Annotated in this window: 15 protein-coding genes and 1 pseudogene; 5 read left to right on the top strand and 11 right to left on the bottom strand. The window is 59.1% G+C overall.

Going from position 1 to position 20,681, the window contains the following annotated elements; genetic code table 11:
• Positions 1-52: 52 nt before the first annotated feature.
• Positions 53-2,167, bottom strand: coding sequence for a FadR/GntR family transcriptional regulator (locus tag O3649_RS00395; RefSeq protein ID WP_371572278.1), 2,115 nt, complete (start codon positions 2,165-2,167; stop codon positions 53-55).
• Between the two features lie 91 nt (positions 2,168-2,258).
• Entirely contained in the window at positions 2,259-3,554 is a 1,296-nt protein-coding gene (locus O3649_RS00390; RefSeq protein ID WP_371572276.1) for a metalloregulator ArsR/SmtB family transcription factor, read from the bottom strand.
• Positions 3,555-3,966: 412 nt separating this feature from the next.
• Here O3649_RS00390 and O3649_RS00385 point away from each other — a divergent pair, with 412 nt between their 5' ends.
• Positions 3,967-5,592 carry a TrkH family potassium uptake protein gene (locus tag O3649_RS00385; protein ID WP_371572274.1) on the top strand — a complete coding sequence of 542 codons (1,626 nt, stop codon included), beginning with the start codon at positions 3,967-3,969 and terminating at the stop codon, positions 5,590-5,592.
• Complete coding sequence (locus O3649_RS00380; RefSeq protein ID WP_005504725.1) at positions 5,585-6,247, top strand: TrkA family potassium uptake protein; 663 nt, start codon at positions 5,585-5,587, stop codon at positions 6,245-6,247. Before O3649_RS00385 ends, O3649_RS00380 begins: the two co-directional genes overlap by 8 nt.
• Positions 6,248-6,462: 215 nt before the next feature.
• Here the strand turns inward: O3649_RS00380 and proC are convergent, their stop codons facing one another.
• Positions 6,463-7,308 (bottom strand): pyrroline-5-carboxylate reductase, encoded by an 846-nt coding sequence (gene proC / locus O3649_RS00375; protein ID WP_049351893.1) that lies wholly within the window; start codon positions 7,306-7,308, stop codon positions 6,463-6,465.
• 353 nt (positions 7,309-7,661) lie between these two features.
• On the opposite strand from proC, the gene O3649_RS00370 reads away from it, so the two are divergent.
• The gene (locus O3649_RS00370) at positions 7,662-9,071 is read left to right on the top strand and encodes a chloride channel protein (RefSeq protein ID WP_371572272.1); all 1,410 of its coding nucleotides are present in this window, start codon (positions 7,662-7,664) and stop codon (positions 9,069-9,071) included.
• Positions 9,072-9,149: 78 nt separating this feature from the next.
• On the opposite strand, the gene O3649_RS00365 is transcribed toward O3649_RS00370, so the two are convergent.
• From O3649_RS00365 to O3649_RS00345, 5 genes are all read right to left on the bottom strand, one after another.
• Positions 9,150-9,698, bottom strand: coding sequence for a DUF6609 family protein (locus O3649_RS00365; protein WP_371572270.1), 549 nt, complete (start codon positions 9,696-9,698; stop codon positions 9,150-9,152).
• Between the two features lie 471 nt (positions 9,699-10,169).
• A complete protein-coding gene (locus tag O3649_RS00360) occupies positions 10,170-11,855 on the bottom strand; it encodes a hypothetical protein (protein ID WP_371572268.1) in 1,686 nt (561 codons plus the stop codon).
• Between the two features lie 132 nt (positions 11,856-11,987).
• Entirely contained in the window at positions 11,988-12,959 is a 972-nt protein-coding gene (locus tag O3649_RS00355; RefSeq protein WP_371572266.1) for a Ppx/GppA family phosphatase, read from the bottom strand.
• 235 nt (positions 12,960-13,194) lie between these two features.
• A complete protein-coding gene (gene topA, locus O3649_RS00350; RefSeq protein WP_371572264.1) occupies positions 13,195-16,011 on the bottom strand; it encodes a type I DNA topoisomerase in 2,817 nt (938 codons plus the stop codon).
• 340 nt (positions 16,012-16,351) lie between these two features.
• Positions 16,352-16,810 carry a pyridoxamine 5'-phosphate oxidase family protein gene (locus O3649_RS00345; RefSeq protein WP_044145909.1) on the bottom strand — a complete coding sequence of 153 codons (459 nt, stop codon included), beginning with the start codon at positions 16,808-16,810 and terminating at the stop codon, positions 16,352-16,354.
• 144 nt (positions 16,811-16,954) lie between these two features.
• Here O3649_RS00345 and O3649_RS00340 point away from each other — a divergent pair, with 144 nt between their 5' ends.
• A complete protein-coding gene (locus O3649_RS00340; protein ID WP_246826891.1) occupies positions 16,955-18,721 on the top strand; it encodes a methyltransferase in 1,767 nt (588 codons plus the stop codon).
• 2 nt (positions 18,722-18,723) lie between these two features.
• Entirely contained in the window at positions 18,724-19,242 is a 519-nt protein-coding gene (locus O3649_RS00335) for a pyrimidine dimer DNA glycosylase/endonuclease V (protein ID WP_371572262.1), read from the top strand.
• A 275-nt stretch (positions 19,243-19,517) separates the two neighbouring features.
• Here the strand turns inward: O3649_RS00335 and O3649_RS00330 are convergent.
• The 3 genes and pseudogenes from O3649_RS00330 to O3649_RS00320 form a co-directional block, all read right to left on the bottom strand.
• Positions 19,518-19,604: pseudogene (locus tag O3649_RS00330) on the bottom strand (luciferase); the annotation flags it as partial.
• A gap of 38 nt (positions 19,605-19,642) precedes the next feature.
• Positions 19,643-20,293, bottom strand: a complete 651-nt coding sequence (locus O3649_RS00325) for a cation diffusion facilitator family transporter (protein ID WP_005508275.1) — start codon at positions 20,291-20,293, stop codon at positions 19,643-19,645.
• A complete protein-coding gene (locus O3649_RS00320) occupies positions 20,290-20,649 on the bottom strand; it encodes a helix-turn-helix transcriptional regulator (protein ID WP_005508274.1) in 360 nt (119 codons plus the stop codon). Before O3649_RS00320 ends, O3649_RS00325 begins: the two co-directional genes overlap by 4 nt.
• Between the last annotated feature and the right edge of the window lie 32 nt (positions 20,650-20,681).

The raw sequence follows: 20,681 nt of genomic DNA, 5'->3' as shown, positions 1-20,681 counted from the left end.
TCCCGCGGGTATATCGAGGATATCTCGGGGCGAAAACGGGGATTCGGTAGCCCTAACGGCGCTTCTTCTTCGACTTCTTCGAGCCCTTAGCGCGGCCATGAGACAGCACCGAGCCGGAAGAAGCTACAGCAGCATCAGGAGTGCTCTCCTCAGCCGAGGAGGCAGCCTCTACCGATTCCTCAGCCAATTCCTGCGCGGGGTTAGAAGGCTCAGCGGGTTCTTCAACCGGCTCTTCCACCGAAACCTCTTCAACGGCGCTTTCCTCAGCTGCCTCTTCTTCAGCCGCCGCGTGCAACGCCTTCAAACGCTCAGCACGCTCAGCCTCGGCACGAGCCAGCGCCTCCTGATCAATGACGGGCTGGGGCTCAGGCTGGAGCTCATGCTGGGGCTCGGACTTCGTTTCAGCCTTCAGAACCTGCTCCTTCACTGCCTGATCCTTCTCAGCGCTCTCCTGCGCTTCGTCATGCTCAGGCTCGTACACATCCACGCCAAAGAAACGCTTCATCTTCGAGAAGATGCCGCCACGCTCCTGCACCGGCTCATCATGCGGAAGCTTCTCGTAGGTATCGTGAATGGTCGCAGCCGCTTCAAGACGGGTAGGCTCAGCAGGCTCAGTAGCGGGCGCTTCCTGGCGCGCAGGGGCACGCAGAACCTTCTCAGCCGACTCAGACTCCGCAGGCGCCGCGGCAGTCACAACAGCCGCAGGACGCGCCGTACGAGCAGGCGCAGTCAGCACCTTACTGCGATCCACCGGCTTAATGATGGTCGCACGCACCGGAGAAATAATCTGACCGCTACGACGACGCGGAGCCGCCGTAGAAGCACGCAGAACCTTTGCGGGACCCTCTGCCTCTTCCTGCGCGTAAGCGTCAGGGACGCTCGGCAGCTGACCGCTGGGAGTCTGGGAGTTGAGAGTCTGCAAATTGAGAGTCTGGGAGGCGGGCGCCTGGGCACCAGACACCGGAGCCGCAGAAGCCGCGGGGGTTACCTGCGCTACCGGGGTGCTGCGGCGCGGGGTGCCGAAGCTCAGCGGCACATCCGCGCTCACCGAATGAGTGGCAGGCTGCGCGGGAGCAGCAGGAGCTGCAGCAGGTGCGGGCTGAACAACAGCGGGAATGGAACGTTCTACCTTGTCAGAGCCAGAAGCGTTAGAGCTAGAAAGAACCTCAGCAGGCTCATCAACCCGCTCCACAGGAGTCTCAGCAGCAGTCTCCTCAATGTAGACAATATCGCCCTCAGGCACCGTGTACTCCACGACAGAAGACGGAGCAGAAACCTGAACAGGCTCAGCCGCAGGCTCCACAGAAGCGGGTGCCGCAACGGGTGCATCTGCGACGGGCAGAGCCTCCGCATCAGCGAAGGACGGGTCATCCTGCAGCAAATCGTCAAAGTCATCAGCGGCGAACTCATCCACATCAACCGGCGCAAATTCAGAGGCAATCGGCTCGCCCGGCAGGCCATTCGCCGAGGTCGCCTCCTGCTCCAGGTCAATACCGGCATCGGAATACATGCCGCGCAGCTGACCAATCACCATGGCACGCGCAGTCGCAGCGTCGCCAGCCTTCAGAGCCTCCGCAATAGCGCGGCTCTCAGCACGCAGACGCTCCACAGCGCTACTCCACAGCGGCATACGGCCCACCAGCGACAGCATCGACTCAAAGCTAGGCTGACGCACCGATGCGAGCAGACCCACCAGCAGCTCGTTACCACCGCAACGCATCACCTGGTGGTGGAACGTCAACAGAAGCTCCAGGAAGTCACGAATCGACAGGTCGAAATCTTCCATCTGCTCCAGGACCTCGTCCATCTCCGCGAAGGAGACGGTCTTCGGGTCAATACGCGCAATCGCCCAGCTTTCCAGCAAAATACGGGTCTGCACCAGGTCACGAGTCGGGTAACGCGAACTGGACATGTGCAGGCGCAGAGCGGCACTCGCGGCGGAAGCAGGCTCATCACTCAGGTGTACCAGCATTTCCTTGCCGCGGCCGTTGTACAGCTGCACCAGATCCATATCTTCCAGGGTGCGCAGAGCCTCGCGAGTGCGGGAACGACCCACACCAATAGCGCGTGCAATCTCGCTATCGCTGGGCAGGTCCTGACCCAGCTGAATATTGCCCTCGAACAGTTCGTTCTCGAGCCAGCGCAGAATTTTACGATGAATAGCCACGTGAATGCGTCTTTCGGTCAAAAAGTGAGTGAGAGTGCGTGTTTATACAGAGTTGTGCCGGAGGTTGAACGGCAGAGAGCCGGGGCGCGCCTTAGCGGCGGCGGCCACGCAGGAAGCCGAAGAGACCACCGCGGTGGGTGTCCTTCGCCTCGGTACTGGTCGTCTCAGTGCTGGGGCGGTACACCGAATCGTAGGCGGGCATGGTCTGATACTCGGTCTCCTCAGAGGAAGTCTCAGACGCGCCTTCAGCCTTGTCAGGCTCTTCTACAGCGGCCTTCTCGGGGGCAGATTCTTCAACTGCAGGCTTCTCAGTAGCTACGGTTTCTTCAACCGAGGGTTTCTCCTCAGCCTTTTCTGCAGGCTGTTCGTTGACAGTCTTCTCAGCCACCGCGGGCTCCTCGGCAGCAGGAGCTTCGGGGGTCACAGCAATAGGCTGAATCGAACCGCCCACAACCGCAGCCGGGTCAATACCGTAAGACACCGCAGCCGCAGGCTGAGCAATTACCACCGGCTTTTCCGCTATGGCAGGCTTAGCTTCAGTGGTCTTGGTGGTCTCAGCGGGCTTCACCTCAGCGGATGCCGCCGGGGTAGCGGGCTGAGCGGGGGTTGCCGACGCCGCGGGGGTCACCCCAGCATCGTAACCGTACGATGCAGGAGTGAAGGGGCGCATCGGGGTGCTATCCACTGTCTCTTCCTGCGAGGTGGGCTCAGCAGCGGTCTTCTCAACAGTCGATTCGGAGGCGGCACTTTCAGCAGCCTGCTCCGCCGGGCGTGAGTAAATACGTGCGCTCGGGGTCAGGTACTGGGCGCGGGCACGCTGAATGCGTGCCTGCTCGATTTCCTCAGCGGAAGGAGCCTCAACAATGGGAGTCTCAGAGCCGGTCGCCTCGGCAGAAGAGGGCTCCGCAACCTTCTTCTCGGTCTCAGCGGCGGGCTTCTCAGCTGCAGTCTTCTCGGTAACAACCTTTTCGGCGGGCTTCTCAGATGCCGCGACCTCCGGCTTTTCTGCAACCTCAGCGGTCTTCACAGCAACCTTCTCGGGAGCCTTATCCGCTGCCTTATTCTCAGCGGGAGCGGTAGCACCACCGGGCAGTGCCACGGGCACGTGCGCTTCGCTGGACTGACGTGCAATCTGAACGGTCTCGTTGATCCACTCGGTCACGGTGGCGAATACATCCGGGTTCAGGGAGTAGAGGCGACGCTGCCCCTCCACGGTCACGGAGACCACATCTGCATCACGAAGGACTTTCAGGTGCTTCGAAATGGTCGGCTGGCTCATGCCCAGCTTTTCAACCACAGCACCCACCGTGTGGGTTTGCTCAGCGAGAATACGCACAATTCGGCGGCGAGTCGGATCCGCGATGACAGAAAAAACATCAGAATGCATATAGCGATTATGACATATAAAGTGGCGCCTCAAGCTTAGAATGAGGGTGATGCAGAAATTACCTTCAAAAATTCTGAAAGAAGCCTGAGCACTAGCTCAAAATGCAGGATTGAAGGGGATACAAGCATGAAGTGTCCGTCACATTGTAAGGGTACATATCTGTATCTCTTCTTGGGCATATGCTGATATTTCAACCCACCACAGTATATATACCGCAAAGAGCATATACACTCTTCCGCGCCTCGTACAGAAAACCGCCCCTACGCCTTTGCCAAACTCACATATTGAGCGTCCAGCTATCAACACACTACCCCCTTTCAAAGCACCCGGCGCGATACACTAGAAGGCGTCAAAACAGGCACAAATCCGCCGCCCAACACACCAACACCCAGACACCCGCTGAAGGAGGCGCATGGGACGCATACTCCGCCGCACCCGGCGCCGACACCACCACCCCCAGGGCCAGCTCAACCGCCGCTGGGACACCCTCAGCGGCACCACATCCGTGCCTCAAAAGCAGCAGGTTCACCGTAGCCGACGCGACCGCCTCGAGGCCGAAAACCTTAGCATCCTCACGAGCGTGCCCGGTATTGACCTCGATCGTCTGCTCGCCCTACGCGACCACGTGAGCGAAACCTCCGAGGTTCAGCGTAAGCGCGCCCCCATGGGGTTCAATCTGCAGACCCTCGAACGGTTCCGTGACTTTATTGACGTGACCGTTCTTGCCTCGCCTTCGCGCACCGCAATCACTGCGTTTCTGCTGGTCATCATCTTCTTTACGCTCACCTTGCTACTACCCATCTCCTCCAATGATGGGCAGCCCGCGCCTTTCCACCACGCATTTTTTACCTCTACCAGCGCGGTGACCGTGACCGGCCTGACTACCGTCTCCACCGCCGAGCAGTGGTCCACCTTCGGTCAGGCAATGATTCTTGTGGCTTGTCAGGTCGGTGGTTTGGGTACTCTGACCATTACCTCCCTGCTGGCGCTGGCTATCGGCCGTAAGATGGGTCTGCGCACCAAGCTCATCGCACAGGAAGACCTGAACATCAGCCGTCTTGGCGAGGTCGGTGGCATCATCAAGAGCGTCTCCTATGCTTCATTCTCCATCGAGGCAATCATTGCGCTTGTGCTGATTCCTCGTTTCCTGACCCTCGGCGAAGACCCGTTCCAGGCGATCTGGCACAGCATTTTCTACTCCATCTCAGCCTTCAACAATGCAGGCTTCACCCCGCATTCCGACGGCATCGTGCCTTACGGTCATGACCTTTTCCTGCTCGTGCCCATCTGCATTGCCGTGTTCTTGGGCTCGCTCGGTTTCCCTGTTTTCATTGCGATTCAGCATCATCCTTTCCGCCCCCGCCACTGGTCGCTCACCGCGAAGCTGACCACCGTGACGACCCTGTTTTTCTTTGCTTTTGGCGCGTTCTTCTGGGGTCTCTTCGAGTGGAACAACCCGGCCACCATCGGCGACTACTCCGCAGGTGACAAGGTTCTGAACGCCATTTTTGCTTCTGTAATGATGCGTTCGGGCGGCTTCAATCTGGTCGACATTAGCAGCATTACCCCCGTCTCCACGCTCCTGACGGACATGCTCATGTTCATTGGCGGTGGCTCCGGCTCGACCGCGGGTGGCGTGAAGGTCACGACCATCGCCGTGATTGCCCTGTCTATCCTTGCTGAGGCGCGAGGCGATCAGAAGGTTGTCGCGTTCAACCGCACCATCCCCGAGTCCTCCCTGCGTATTGCTATCTCCGTGATTGTTATGGGTGCTACCGTGGTAGGTGTCGGCGCCGCGTCGATTCTGATTATTAGCGGCGCGGACCTCAAGGAAGTCATTTTCGAGGTCATCTCCGCCTTCGCGACCTGCGGCCTCTCGAATGGTCTCTCCTCCAGCCTGCCACCGGCCGGTATCTACGTGCTCAGCGGCCTGATGCTCATTGGCCGTGTGGGCACCACAACCGCCGCGACCGGCCTGGCGCTGCGTTCACGCCGCCGCCTCTACAAGTTCCCCGAAGAAAGGCCCACCATTGGCTAGTGCACATAACGCCCCTGTCCTCGTGATTGGTCTGGGGCGCTTCGGCTCCGCGGTGGCGGCCCAGCTGCGCCTGCAGAACAAGGAGGTCCTTGCTATTGAGAAGGACCCCGAGCTAGTGCAGAAGTGGTCCGGCGTGCTGACGCACGTGGTCTCCGCCGACGCGACCGATATCGACACCCTGCACCAGTTGGGTGCGGACGATTTCGGCTCCGCCGTGGTGGGTGTGGGCACCTCCGTGGAGGCATCCGTGCTAATTACCGCGAACCTCGTGGACATTGGTGTGGAGCGTATTTGGGCGAAGGCTATTACCCCCGCGCACGGCAAGATTCTGGAGCGTATTGGCGCGCACCACGTGGTCTACCCGGAGGCGGACGCCGGCCGCCGCGCCGCGCACCTCGTCTCGGGTCGACTGCTGGACTACATTGAGTTTGATGACGACTTCGCGATTGCGAAGATGCGCCCGCCGAAGGAAACCCACGGCTTCACCCTTGCTGAATCGGATATCCGCTCCAAGTACGGCGTGTCCGTGGTCGGCATTAAGTCCCCCGGTGAGGACTTCACCTACGCGGATGCAACCACCCGCATTCATTCGCGTGACATTCTGATTGTGTCCGGTCAGGTGGACCTGATTGAGCGTTTCGCGGCGCGGCCCTAAGCGCATTTTTCCTCGCTGCGGCGGTTATCTTCCCCAGCTCTGCTGGTTTTGAGGAGCCCGCAGTTGAGCAGCCCACGTTTGAGTAGCCCGCGATTAGACATAGCAAAAACAGCCTCTTCCCGTTCTGCCGGGAGGAGGCTGTTTTTCTGTAGTTTCACCTAGTCAGGGGGGATGCTACCGGACGGTAATAGTCTCCGCTGGTTAGTCCCCACTGATTAGTCCTCGTCAGCGGTGTACAGCTGGCTCATTTCCGCCGAACGTGCCGCACAGGCGCGCATCGCGTCCTCGGTCAGCTGGAAGAGGCCACCGTCCACGAAGGTGTTCAGTGCACGCTCGGTGGTGCCGTTCGGGCTGGTCACGGCGCGGCGCAGGGCGGGTGCATCCGGGTTGGTGTCGAGCAGAAAACCCGCACCGGCAACGGTTGCGCTGGCAAGCTTGAGGGCGGTGTCTGCGTCCAGGCCGAGCTTCTCACCGGCGGTTGCCATCGCCTCCGCAAGCAGGAACGCGTATGCCGGGCCGGAACCGGAGACGGCGGTGACCGCATCCATCTGGTCTTCACGGACCTCAACGACCAAGCCAACGGTGCCCAGGACCTCTTCGACGAGCTTCTTCTGCTCGTCCTTCACGGTGTCGGTGGTGGAGATGGCGAGCACGCCCTTGCCCACGGAGGAGGGGGTGTTCGGCATGCAGCGAACAATGGGCTGACCTGCGGGAAGGCACTCGGCGAGGGTTTCGAGAGTCACGCCAGCAGCAACGGACACCACAACAGCATTCGGCGCGAGAGCGGGTGCGATATCGCGGGCTAGCTCAACGATACCGTAGGGCTTCACGCCGAGCAGCACGACGTCTGCGTGGGCGGTTGCCTTGTGGTTGCCGTCAGCTTCGCCGCCGGTGGTGATGATTTCTACCTTGTCGCCGAGGCGCTGGGCGAGGGCGGCACGAGATTCTTCGCTACGCACGGTAGCGCGGATGTGGGCGGGGTCGTGGCCTGCAGCGAGCAGACCTGCGGCGATGGAGCCGTTCATGGAGCCGGTGCCGAGAAAAGCAATAGTTGCGGTCATCGTTGATCCTTCCTAATGGGATGCCTGCGCCGGGTGCCGGCAGGCGTGCCGCCGGTGTGTTCCGGGGGCTACTGTTCGGTGCGCGGCGGGCGCGTGGAGGCGTACCCTTCCAGCATAGCGGGTGCGGCTACGGGCATGTGACCTGGCTCGTGTTTCTTCCGCGTTTTCTGGGGCGGCGGCTTCACCTCATGCTCCGCGACCCAATGCGCGGGGCTCCGCTTCTCACGTTCTGGCATGCCGGGGAGGGCGTAATTCTGCGGGCGTAGAATGAGAACAGCATCACCCGCGGCAGTTTGTGCCGGGCATGAAGCCTCCAACACCACACAGCACGCAACACACAAACCTCTTTTTCTATGTCTTCTCATACTGGTTCTTCCTCGAATTCTTCCCCGAATAGCCCGCAGAATTCTGCGGGTTTCCGTTCTTTTTCGTTTCGCCTCCTGCTGGGGCTGACTCTTGCCGCACTGGTCACGGGCGTGTTCAGCGGCTTGGGTGCGATTGCTCTGCATTATGTTCTGGACTTTATGCAGGAGCTAACTTTCGGTCAGGCTGAGGGGCATCACCCGATGGTGACTGAGGGTGCCGATCCGGCGCGTCGTGCCCTGGTTTTAGCGGCACTAGGCCCGTTTGTGGCGTTGGTCTGGTATTACCTGCAGTCCGGTGGGCGGCGTGTGGTCGGCGTGAAGTCGCAGATTGCCGGTGCTACCGAGGAGGACCGTACCCCGTCGCTGTGGCGGCAGATTTCGCATTCGCTGATTCAGATTGTTGCTGTGGGTGCGGGCTCTCCTGTGGGTAAGGAGGTCGCGCCTCGTGAGCTGGGTGCTTTGGCTGCTGGCCGTACCTCGAATCTGCTGGTGCGTCTTGGTTTTGTGGGCGCTGATGGTGCCCCGCTGTTGGGTGTTCGTGAGCGTAGTCTGCTGGTGGCGGCGGGTGCGGCGTCTGGTTTGGCGGCGGTGTATCAGGTGCCGATTGGTGGCGTGGTGTACCTTGTGGAGGCGATGGCTGTTGGTTTGAGCCTGCGGTCGCTGTATGTGGGTGCGGTGACGGTGTGGACGGCGACGGTCACGGCGAATCTGGTGATTGTCAATGAGCCGACGTACCCGGTGCCGCAGCTTCCGTTGGATGCGACGACGCTGACGGTGGCGGCGCTGACGGGTGTGGTGTTGACTCCGTTGGCGTTGGGTTTTAGGGCGTTGTCGCAGCGTGCGGAGAAGTTGAAGGCGAAGGATCGTTCTCTTCTGTGGCGTATTCCTGTGGCGTTTGCGCTGGTCGCGGTGGTTTCGCTGTGGCTTCCGGAGATTCTGGGTAATGGTCGTCTGCTGACTCAGCACACGTTTAATGTGTCGTTGGATGCGGCGGCGGGCGGTTTGACTGCGGCGGCGGCAGTGTATGTGTTGGCGTTGTGCGTGGCGAAGGCTGCGGTGGTGGTGTTGAGTCTGCGTTTTGGTTCTTATGGCGGTACGTTGACGCCGGGTTTGGCGTTGGGTGCGGCGGCTGCGTTTTGTGTGGCGGCGCTGGTGCTGTGGGCGTTCCCGGGTTTGGGCGGGGTGCCGGGTGGCGCGTCGATGGTGTTGTATGCTGCGGCGTTGACGGGTACGGCGGCGTTTTTGGGTGTGTCGATGAATGCGCCGTTATCTGCGTTGACGTTGTTGATTGGTTTTACGGGTCAGGGTGCGAGTGCGTGGCTGCCGATGGCGGTTGCGGTGGGTACGGCGGTGCTGACCCGCTGGGCGTGGACGCGAGTGTTCGGCTCTAAGAAGTAGCTTTCAGAAGTAAGGGGGCGGCCCCGGATGCGTGTGTGCGTCCGGGGCCGTTCTGTTTTGCGGTGCCGAAGAACTGTCTTAAATTTGCTTTGACGGCTTTGAAAGGAATAGCAGATAAATTCCGAAGACGAGCTTAATTGCCGCGTCGATATACGCAATTACCTCTAACGGAATGTTGGTAAAAATATATCCCGCAAACACGTTAATGGCACAGGCGAGACCCAGGTATATCATTGACTTTCCATGCACATAATAGTATGGGAAGAAATGCAGCGCGGTTGCCATCAGTGCCCCTAGCCAAATCAGTCTCCAATTTTCAGTTGCGAAGAATGGGCCGCCCAGCAAAACCATTAAGACAAACAATAGAATAACGGCACGTGAAGATACTTTCTTTTGAAATTCACTCGAAGGCCCATCAGACAGGCTATTCAGCACCTTTTTATTCATGTTGATTAGCAAAAAGCTGACGATGTACCCAGTGCTGAATACTTGCATATTTATTATTTGTTTTCCTCCAGTCATGGTGGCTATTGCTATAACTGCCGCTACCACAATTAGCCACAGACCGCATGCCCTCTTATAGTTAAATTCTAACTTTTCGTCTTTGTTATAGTTTAGAAAAGTCATCGATACCTCCAATAGCCTCTCATAGAGTCACTTCTCTTGTTGCGTCACTAAATTTTAATATGAAAAAATTCTGCAATATATCAAGATACCCCAGTCCTTCTGACTATTAATTACATCTCCTATAATTATATCAAAATGATAATAGAGAATTCGTCAAAAAAGCGAAAGAAGCAGCCCCGGATGCGTGCATGTCCGGGGCCACTCTGTTTCGTTTGGGTTGCTCGGCGCGGGGCGGAAATTTGGTAATGACTTAGCAATTTCAGTCATGACTTAGCGTCTTTGGTAATGGTTAAAACCCCAGCCCGAAGTCACTAACCCATTACCGAAAAAGCTAAACCATGGCACAAATTCTGCGGGGGGGGTACAGCTCCCTCATAGCGAAAAGCCACATATGTTTCGAGAAGCCACGTATCACGTGGCTGTTCGAAACACATGTGGCTTCTCAGCGCTTACCCTCGCCGAGACTGGAGGCTACTTACGGCGAAGAGACCTATGGGTAGCAGGTCTGGAATATTTATAGCGAATCAAATTATTTGTAACAATAGAGCCCCGCCCACCTTTATTTCCACCACTTTCCAGTTCATATTCAATATAAGATTCATTTACCCTAATCATTAAACAATAAACATATGCAAGCAACATATATTCAGCATATTCCTCATGCTTTTTCTCATCAAGAATAAAAAACCCTGCAGCCACCTTCATCCATAAATAGATTTTCCCCATCAATATATGGAATTTTTCAAGTCGAACACTAAACACGCGATGCTTTTTTAACCTATACCCCTCCCGAGAAGTTTTATTTACAATCTCAGACTTATCGCATTCTCTCCTTTTGGGAAATTTTTGAAATTCGTCAATTAAAGATAATGCCCCCTCTGATAGCAGAGCCCTAGTATCCTGCTTAAGACGACAATAAAAACCATACTTAATCTTTTTAAAATTCTTCCACCGACAAGCATAAAAAACAACAATAAGCAGCGTAGATTGCACAAAATACTGAGTATTTGCAATCAAGATCGCAATTAAAATAGCTAGCAAAAGCATCACCCGAAGGGCTTCAAACAAAACCCTTGATGAATAAAATCTCCAGAATTCAATGAATTTACCATATTTACTTTCAAAATTCTTATTAAATTGATAAACTGCACCATGCAGACAATTCTCAGAGACACAAAATATTGCAACCTCCCAGAGGAACAACATAACCCCAATTACAACATATCCAATATAGTATTCAACTAAAAATAAGAATGCAGGAATCGTCAGAAACTGCGCCCCATATAAAACACATTCCCATCGACGCTCATATTTATATCTAAAGCCCGAATATCCATAGTCCCAATAGAAGAGATTGGCATACCCCTCTTGCCCCCTATTTTTTCTACTGCTAGACAAAGCAGGAACGGTTCCTTTAGAATTAATTTCATCAGCCGCAACTTCATATACATGGCGAGCTAGCAAATCTTTGCCCCCGCTAACATTATTAATCCTTCTCAACAAATATATTTTTTTAACCAATATATCTTTTTCACTATAAGTTAACATACGGGAAGATGCTAGAGTAAACCATGCAAAGAACAATAAACTCCACAATGGAATTTCACTATATCGAGAAAGGCTCATACTCTCAGGAACAACAAGATTTCCCCAGTCAGGGCTTACACGCATACCCCCTAGAAATTCAGGAGCATAATGGGGACTCTGAAAATACACCGAAAGTAAAGCATGCCAAAAATTTAGAATAAAGATTGCAAATATAATGCGACTTACATATTTAGCAAAATGGCGATATGCTGCGCGACGAGCGTCACCAACGGCACCTTCTACACCATCTGCAAATTTACCAACACTAACATAAAGACTCAAAAGGAGGCTCGCTAAGGAAACGATGATTCCTAAGCGTATATCAAATAAATAATAAGGAATATTAAATACTAATTTTAAATAGAAAATCGCCCCGTCATTCATTTCACTGGGGGCAGTAATAAGAGAAAACCATGCAAAAAATGTAGTGCAAAAATAAAGTCCAGAAACTATAAAAAACGCTTCCACGGGTTTCCAAAAAATATTTTCCCGAAATATCTTTTTTCGTTTTTCTTCGTGTTCTTCGCCCCAGGTGTTGTTGACCTCGTCAATAACGTCTTGGATTTTCATCGGTGATTGTTCCTTTCCTACGTCTTTGTCGGTGGGTTATATACAAGAAAAGCGGTGACCCCCGCAGGCCGGTGCCCGTTACGCACCAGCCTGCGGGGTTCACTACGGCTATTCGGCCACGTTACGCACCAGTTAATCACCCAGGAGGGTCTTCGGGTTGACCGGAGTACCCGTACCCTCCGCCAAATGCTCAATACGCTTCAGGATCAGGCCCTCACGCAGCGCCCACGGGCACACACGCATCGTCTCAACACCAAACGCCTCCATCGCAGCCTCCGCCGCAATAGCACCCGCCAGCATCTGCTCCGCACGCGCCTTCGAAACACCCGGCAGATCGCTACGCTCAGACACCGTCATCGCCTCCATGCGACGAGTCCACAGGCGCAAATCCTGCAGGTGCATCTCACGCTTCACGTGCGGGCCCGCCGAATACGGCGCCGCACCACAAATACGCGCCAATGAACGGAACGTCTTCGACGTACCCACCGTCATATCCGGCGCACCATACTTCAGCAGGTTCTCCGCCACCGGGGCGATCTGCTCACGCACATACTTACGCAGACGCTTCACCTGCTTCGGCTTCGGCGGCTGCTCATCAAAGAACTCACGAGTCAGGCGGCCCGCGCCCAACGGCACACTCATCGCCGCATCCGGCAACGCATTCGTACCCGTCGAAAACTCAAACGAACCGCCACCAATATCAAAATCAAGGATGCGGCCCGCGCCCCAACCCTGCCAGCGGCGCACCGCAAAGTACGTAATTGCCGCCTCCTGGTCGCCCGAAATACCGTTCAGGCTCACACCGGTCTGCTCACGCACCTGTTGCAACACCGCCGGGCCGTTACCCGCCTCGCGGATAGCGCTCGTGGAGAACGCCAGCAGGTCCTCCGCCTCATTCTCAATCGCGAAGTCGCGGGCGCTCGTCACGAAGCGGGTCAGCGCGTCCGCACCCTCCTGCGAGATATTGCCCTCAGCGTCGAGGTACTGCACGAGCTGCAGCGGAATCTTATGCGATGCGTACGGTTCGGGGCGCGCTCCAGGGCTACCGTCAATCAGCAGCAGGTGGACCGTATTCGACCCGACATCCAGAACTCCCAGGCGCACGATGCGCTCCCCTCCCCCGCCCCGCGGCGGGATACTATCTGTGTGCGGTACCGCAGGTGCGGCTCCTCTCCCAGTCTGTCAGAGGCGCGGCTCACTCCGCAAACAATCCGGGCGGATGCCCAGCATCAGCACAGCACGGGCATAAAAACCTTCCTCGGGCACGCAAAAGGCGCAGGAGGCGCCCCTCCCCCACGCGGGGGTTTCGGGACGCATCCTGCGCCTTCAAGCAGAAGCGTTACTCGGCGGTCTTCTTTGCCGCAGTCTTACGAGTGGTCGTCTTCTTCGCGGTAGTAGACTTCGCCGCAGTCTTACGAGTCGTAGTCTTCTTCGCAGTAGTGGTCTTCTTCGCGGCGGTCTTACGCTTGACCGGGCCCTTCGCACGCTTGTCAGCCAGCAGCTGCACCGCACGCTCGTGGGTCAGCGACTCGACCGACTCCGCACGCGGAACCGTAATGTTCGTAATACCGTCGGTGATGTACGGGCCAAAGCGGCCGTCCTTCACCACGATCTTCTTCTCGCTGACCGGGTCCACGCCCAGCTCAGCCAGCGGAGGCTTAGCCGCCGCACGGCCGCGCTGCTTCGGCTGGGAGTAAATCTCCAGTGCCTGCTCCAGCGTAATCGTGAAAATCTCGTCCTCGCTGCCAATCGAGCGGGAGTCCGTGCCCTTCTTCAGGTACGGGCCAAAGCGGCCGTTCTGCACGGTAATCTCCACGCCCTCAGCGTCGGTACCGAGCACGCGCGGCAGACTCATCAGCTGCAGCGCCTGTTCCAGGGTCACGGTCGCCAGGTCCATGGACTTGAACAGGGACGCGGTGCGAGGCTTGGCGGGCTTCGGCTTCTTCTTCGGCTTGGGCTTGCCGTTCTTGTAGTATTCGGTCGGCTGCGCGTCCAGGTACGCCTGAATCTGTTCCTCGGTCATCTCCTCGATTACCTCGGTGACGTAGGGGCCATAGCGGCCGTCGCGAGCCACAATCTGGTTGCCGGAGACCGGGTCAACGCCGAGCACGCGGCCGTCGGACTTGCCCTGTTCGAGCAGTTCGCGTGCCTTCGCTTCGGTCAGTTCGTCCGGTGCCAGGTCGGCGGGTACGTTCGCGCGGATCGGTTCGGTCAGCTCGCCGGTCTCGGTGTCGAGGGTGCCTTCGGCTTCCAGGTAGGGGCCGAACTTGCCCACGCGCAGCACAATGCCGTCCGCAATCGGGATGGAGTTGATGCTACGGGCGTCAATCTCGCCGAGGTTGTCTACGATGGGCTTCAGGCCGCGCTTGGAGCCGCCGCCGAAGTAGAACTCGCCCAGCCATTCGACGCGGGATTCTTCGCCGCGTGCGATGCGGTCGAGGTCTTCTTCCATCTGCGCGGTGAACTCGTAGTTCACGTAGGGGCCGAAGCTGGATTCGAGCAGGCGCACCACGGAGAACGCGATCCAGGACGGAATCAGCGAACCAGAACGAACGTTCACGTATCCGCGGTCCATGATGGTCGAAATAACCGCCGCGTAAGTAGACGGGCGGCCGATGCCCAGCTCGTCCAGGGTCTTCACGAGGGACGCCTCGGTGTAGCGCGGGGGCGGCAGGGTCTCGTGGCCGGCGGGTTCAATCGCCTCGGCGGTCAGCGCCTCGCCGGTGGTCAGGTTCGGCAGGCGCTTCTCAGCGTCCTTCGCCTCACGCTCAGCCACGCGGGATGCGTCAACGCCCTCCTCGTAGGCGGCGAGGAAGCCGCGGAAGGTGATGACGGTTCCGGATGCAGCGAACTCAGCGTCCTGGCCGTTAGATGCCACGGCGCCCAGGCGCACGGAGGCGGTGGAACCGGTCGCGTCAGCCATCTGGGAGGCGACGGTACGCTTCCAGATCAGTTCGTAGAGGCGGAATTCGTCGTTGGACAGGGAGCCGCGCACAGCGTCCGGGGTACGGAAGGTGTCACCGGCGGGGCGGATTGCTTCGTGGGCTTCCTGTGCGTTCTTGCTCTTGGAGGTGTACACGCGCGGTGCGGAGGGCACGAATTCTGCGCCGTACAGCTCGGATGCCTGACGGCGTGCGGCGGAGATTGCCTGCTCGCTCAGCGCCACCGAGTCGGTACGCATGTAGGTGATGTAACCGTTTTCGTAGAGGCGCTGCGCCACCTGCATGGTCACGCGGGAGGAGAAACGCAGCTTACGGGCGGCTTCCTGCTGCAGGGTGGAGGTGGTGAACGGTGCTGCCGGGCGGCGCTTGTACGGCTTGGTCTCAACGGAGCGTACGGAGAACGCGGCGGTCTGCAGGGCTGCGGCGAGCGCGCGGGCGGCTTCCTCGTTCAGGTGGGTGACCTTGGAGGTGTTGAGGGTGCCGTTGTCTGCGAAGTCCTTGCCGGTGGCGATGCGGTTGCCGTCTACAGCGACCAGCTTGGCGTCGAAGCCTTCGGAGGCTGCGGTCAGGAAGCGTCCGGTCAGGTCCCAGTAGTTGGCGGCGACGAATGCCATGCGTTCGCGTTCGCGTTCAACGACGAGGCGGGTTGCGACGGACTGCACGCGACCTGCGGAGAGGCCGCGGCCGACCTTGCGCCAGAGTACGGGGGAAATTTCGTAACCGTAGATGCGGTCGAGGATGCGGCGGGTTTCCTGTGCGTCGACCAGGTGCAGGTCGATGTCGCGCAGTTCGCCGAAGGCACGCTGAATGGCTTCCCGGGTGATTTCGGGGAAGGTCATGCGGTAGACGGGTACCTTGGGCTTGAGGACTTCCTTCAGGTGCCATGCGATGGCTTCACCTTCGCGGTCACCATCGGTTGCCAGGTAGAGCGCGTCTACTTCTTTGAGCTTGCGCTTGAGTTCGGCGACCTTTTTCTTTTTGTCGGGGTTGACCACGTAGTAGGGTTCGAAGTTCTCTTCAACGTTGACAGCGAACTTGCCGACGGGGCTCTTTTTGAGGTTTTCGGGCAGTTCGGAGGGCTGCGGAAGGTCGCGGATATGGCCCATGGACGAGTCGACAAGGTAGTCCTCGCCGAGGTAGCTGCTAATGGTTTTGACCTTGGAGGGAGACTCCACAATCAGCAGGGCTTTTCCGGTCTTTGCCTGAGCGGGCACGGCACTCCTCTATCTGTGTGTTGAAAAGCTACGTATTCAACCATAACCTACGCTGGCGCTTGTGGGCGCCGGCGGGGTGTGGTTGTACGCGGGTGAGGTGATCGGTGGGGGTGTAGTTTATGTTGGGTTGATGTGGTGCGCTCGGTTCGTTTCATGCGGCGAGCGCACGGAACCCGGCGCGAGGCGAGCTGGCCCGGTTCTGGTTGATGAGGACCGGGCGTGTTGAGCTTGCATAAGTGCGCAGGGTACTCGGTACATCATACGGTACCGGAGCGGTGGTGTGTGCACGGGATACATGGGGGCGGTTGCTGGGGCGCACCGCACCCGCTCACCTGCGTTTCTAGCTGGTGAGGGTATCAGAGTCGGGGTGGGTGCCGTCCAGGTATGCGGGCAACAGCGGGTATTCGCGGCCGTACACGGTCTGCGGCGCAATGCGCACCCACTGCATTTCGTGGGTTTCGGAATCGGGCAGGTCGAAGGTGCGCACAATCTGCGGGGTCATTTCCGGCGGTAGCCAGTGGGCGATACCGACCACGATGACGGAGCGGATGCCGTCTTCGAGGGTTTCGTCGATTTCGAAGGCGACGCGGCGGCTGACCACCACGGAGGAGAACTTGTTGCCGCGGGTGGTGCGGATATAGATTTCCTGCTTGTCGTCTTGGCTGGCGACGGCGTAGAGCACGGGCAGCACATCGACGTGCTGTCCGTCAGTGAGGATGAGGCGGCCGAGAGTGTTTGCGTGCAGACGCTCCCAGCACTTGTCGACGCTGATACTTTCATCGGGGTACAGGTTACTCATGGTTTCAGTGTATGCGATGGGGTGGGTGCTCTTGCGCAGATGACGGTTTTGGTCAGTGGGTGGGTCGGGGCTGTGTCATTGCGCTGCCGCCTATACACGGTGGGCGCGCCCGGGCAGATGCGGCGGGTGCGTAGAATGGTGTGCATGACTATTTCTGCCGCCTCTTTCGCTCCCGAGTACGCCGCCGTTGCGGATGCTCCCCGCAGCGATGATTACGCCCGCCTGACCCGCATCCGTGAACGCCTGTTGGCGTTGAACTACAGCTATGACGCTGTGCAGGAACTGCTCGGTGCTGAGGCGGCTGAGGCGATGGCTCGCGACCAGGTAGTTCCGGGCCTGTGGCGTGTGGAGCATATTCTGCGCGGCGATTACAGCGCGGGTAAGAAGAACCTGGCGCGTCTGCTGGCGTTTTTCCTGCTGGCTCGCCCGCTCACTGTGTCTGAGGCAGCCGAGGTTTTCGGCGATACCCTGGTTGACTTCGAGAATGCCGCGCTGATTGAGCGCGACGCTGCGGATTCTACCCGCTGGTCCGCGAGCGTTGATTTGCGCCCGCACGCCGCCGATGACGGCACCGAAATCTTTGTTGCCGCCGACCTGGGTGCGCATCAGCGCCCCGGCGTGCTCCGTAAGGATCACGTGCTCGGCATTGGTCACGCCTCCCTGACTCTGGCACAGATTACCGAGCGCACCCCCGTCAAGCGTGCCCTGGATGTGGGCACTGGCTGCGGTATTCAGACCTTCCACCTGCTCGCCCACGCTAAGCACGTGACCGCCACCGACATTTCGGAGCGTGCCCTGGCGTTCACCCGTTTTAACCTGCTGCTGAACGCGCAGGCACTCAATATTGATCCGCAGAACCCGCAGGCGCGCGTGAGCCTGCGTGAGGGTTCCCTGCTGGAGCCGGTCGCCGGTGAGCTTTTCGACCTGGTGGTGTCAAACCCGCCGTTCGTGATTACCCCGCGCGTTGCCGGTGAGAGCGCCGAGGAGCAGTTCACCTACCGCGACGGCGGCCTGCCCGGTGACGAAATTGTGAGCACGATGGTGCGTCAGCTGCCGTCGGTGCTGGTGCCCGGTGGTCGCGCGCAGATGCTGGGTAACTGGGAAATTATTCGCGATTCTGAGGATCCGGATGCACCGCGCCCGTGGGATGAGCGCCCGCGCGCCTGGGTTGCCGACGGCGGCGCGGAGGCCTGGTTTATTCAGCGTGAGGCGCTGACCCCCGCCTCCTACGCGGAGACCTGGTTGAAGGATGCGAGCGAGAACCGCGACCGCAGCCACTACGAGCAGACCTACGTGGCGTACCTGAACGACTTCGCTTCCCGGAACGTTCATTCTATTGGTTTCGGCATGATTTGGCTGCGCCGCCCGACCGAGGCGACCGCGGCAGGCGTGACCGAGCCCCTGCAGCGTTTCGAGGAGATCACCTACCCGATTCAGCAGCCCATCGCCCGCGCCCTCACCGAGTCCGTGCGCCGCTACGACCGCCTCGCCACCATGGACGATGAGGCGCTCCTAACCGCACACCTGGAGGTTGCCGAGGACGTCACCGAGGAACGCCACGGCCGCCCCGGTGCAGAGCACCCCAGCGTCATTTTGCTGCGTGCCGGTTCGGGTCTGTGCCGCACCCAGCTGCTCTCCACCGAGACGGCAGGTTTTGCGTCGGCGAGCGATGGTGAGCTTGCCGTGGGTCAGATTGTGGCTGCTCTTGCTATGCTGCTGTCCTGGCCCGAATACGATGAGGCTGCCGCCGCCGCGCGCGGTACGCAGGAGCAGCATCCGCGCGACACCCTGCTGCACGCGGTGCGTGAGCTGGTGCTCAAGAGCTTCCTGCACTTTAGCGACGAGCACGCGGGCGCAGCATCGGCTGACGAAAATGCCGCTGAGGTACATGCGGCAGAAGCGCAGGGCTAGGCGTGCGCTTTTGGTCCCTTCACCCTTCCCTGCTCGATCGTCGCGCCCTGGTCGCCTGTTGGCGTGAAACTCTGCTGGCGCAGAAGGTGCTGCGGGGTCTGACTCGCGGGTACACGAACCATCCGCAGCTGATTCGTTTTCGCGCGCATCCGCAGCCGCTGGAGGCGGTTGCCGCCTACCTGTGGGGGCTGGCGGATGAGGCGGATGCCCGCGGCTACTCGTTCAACCGTGCGCTGATTGGTGCAGGCGAAGATGATGCGGGCGAGAATAGCGCAGGTAAAAACGGTGCCGACAAGGCGGAAGACCCGTACGCTTCAGTCGCATTGATTCCCGTTCCTTTGGGCCAGTTGGAGTACGAGCTCGCCTTTCTGCGGCACAAGGTGGCTGGGCGCGACCCCGAGTGGGAGCACCAGTTGAGCGAGCGCCTGGCGGCGCGCGGCGAGTTGGCGGCGTGCGCGCATCCGCTCTTTGAGGTGGTTCCGGGCGCTATTGAGCCCTGGGAAAAGACGAAAGACTTTTAGACAGAGGGATTTCTAGACAGAAGGATTCCTAAGAACGTGAGCATAGTAATGCCCCGGCGGAACCCTTGCGGGTGCCTGCCGGGGCATCGCTGTATGCGTGGCTCAAGCTGTATGGAAACAAGCATCTCAGCGCATTACAGAGCGCTGGAAACAGCTTGGCACGGGGTCTACCTCAGGGTCTTTACCCCAGGACCTTCACCTCAGAGTCTTTACTTGGTGGTCAGCGCGGGCTTGATCTCCTTGACGATTGCGTCGAGCATCTTCAGGTTGAAGTCCACACCCAGCTGCAGTCGACCCGCCGCAATGAGATCGGCCATGGCGGCAAGTTCAGCCATGTAGAGCGGGTTTTTGTAGCGCATGTCTGGGTTGCAGCACTGGCTCTTCATCGTCGGGCGACGGGTCAGTCGTCCTCGTCTTCGAGGTCCTCTAGCACTTCGAACGGCGACTCGACGTCGCCGCGCCAGGCCTCCAGGCCTTCGCGCACCGCGAGCACCGCCACGACCAGCGCCGCGACCGAGTCAGCCCACCACCAGCCGAACAGGCTGTCGAGGACGAGGCCGATGAACACCGCACCGGAGAGGTAGATGCACAGGATGAGCTGCTTGGCGTCGGCCATCACGCTCTTGGAGCCCAGCTCCCGCCCGGTGCGGACCTCAATCCACGCCAGCAGAGGCATGACGACCAGGCTCAGCGCGGTGATACCGAGACCCAGCGGGCTGCGGTCGGGGCCCTCCTGGCCGACCAGGGCCAGCACCGCGTCGATCGAGACGTAGGCCGCCAGCGCGAAGAACGCGATGCCGATGGCCTTGACGGTGACCGTTTCCCACCGCTCAGGGTCCTTGCGGGTGAACTGCCAGGTGACGGCCGCGGCCGAGAGTACCTCGACAACCGAGTCGAGCCCGAAGCCAATGAGCGCCGCGGACGAGGCGAGGACGCCTGCCCAGACTGCGACGATTGCCTCGATTACGTTGTACGTGATCGTGAAGCCGACGATGAAGCGGACCCGCCGGTGCAGCATCGCGCGGCGTGCGGTGGTCAGGGTCTCGCTCATGCTCCCGCCGCCGTTCCACAGCAGCCCGACACCGAGCATGCCGGGTCGATGCACGGCGCGGCCTCGTCCACCGCGAGCGTGACGTCGATCAGGGACGTCAGCGCCGCGGCGAGGTGCGGGTCGGCGATCTCGTAGCGCGTCTGGCGGCCCTCGGGCTCGGCGACGACGATTCCGCAATCGCGCAGGCAGGTCAGGTGGTTGGACACGTTCGAGCGGGTCAGCTCCAGCTCGCGCGAGAGCACGGCTGGATAGCTCGGGCCGCTGAGGAGGGTCATCAGAATCCGGGAACGTGTCGGGTCGGCCATGGCGCGGCCGAGCCGGTTCATGACGTCGAGGTGTGAAGCAATAGTCAGCATACGATGACTATACAGTGATAACTGACCAATTG

Source organism: Rothia sp. 27098_8_29 (genome assembly GCF_041432785.1).
In the GTDB taxonomy this organism is placed as follows: Bacteria; Actinomycetota; Actinomycetes; order Actinomycetales; family Micrococcaceae; genus Rothia; species Rothia mucilaginosa.
The sequence above is the reverse complement of the archived record's forward strand: the minus strand, read 5'-3'. Positions and strand labels throughout refer to the sequence as shown.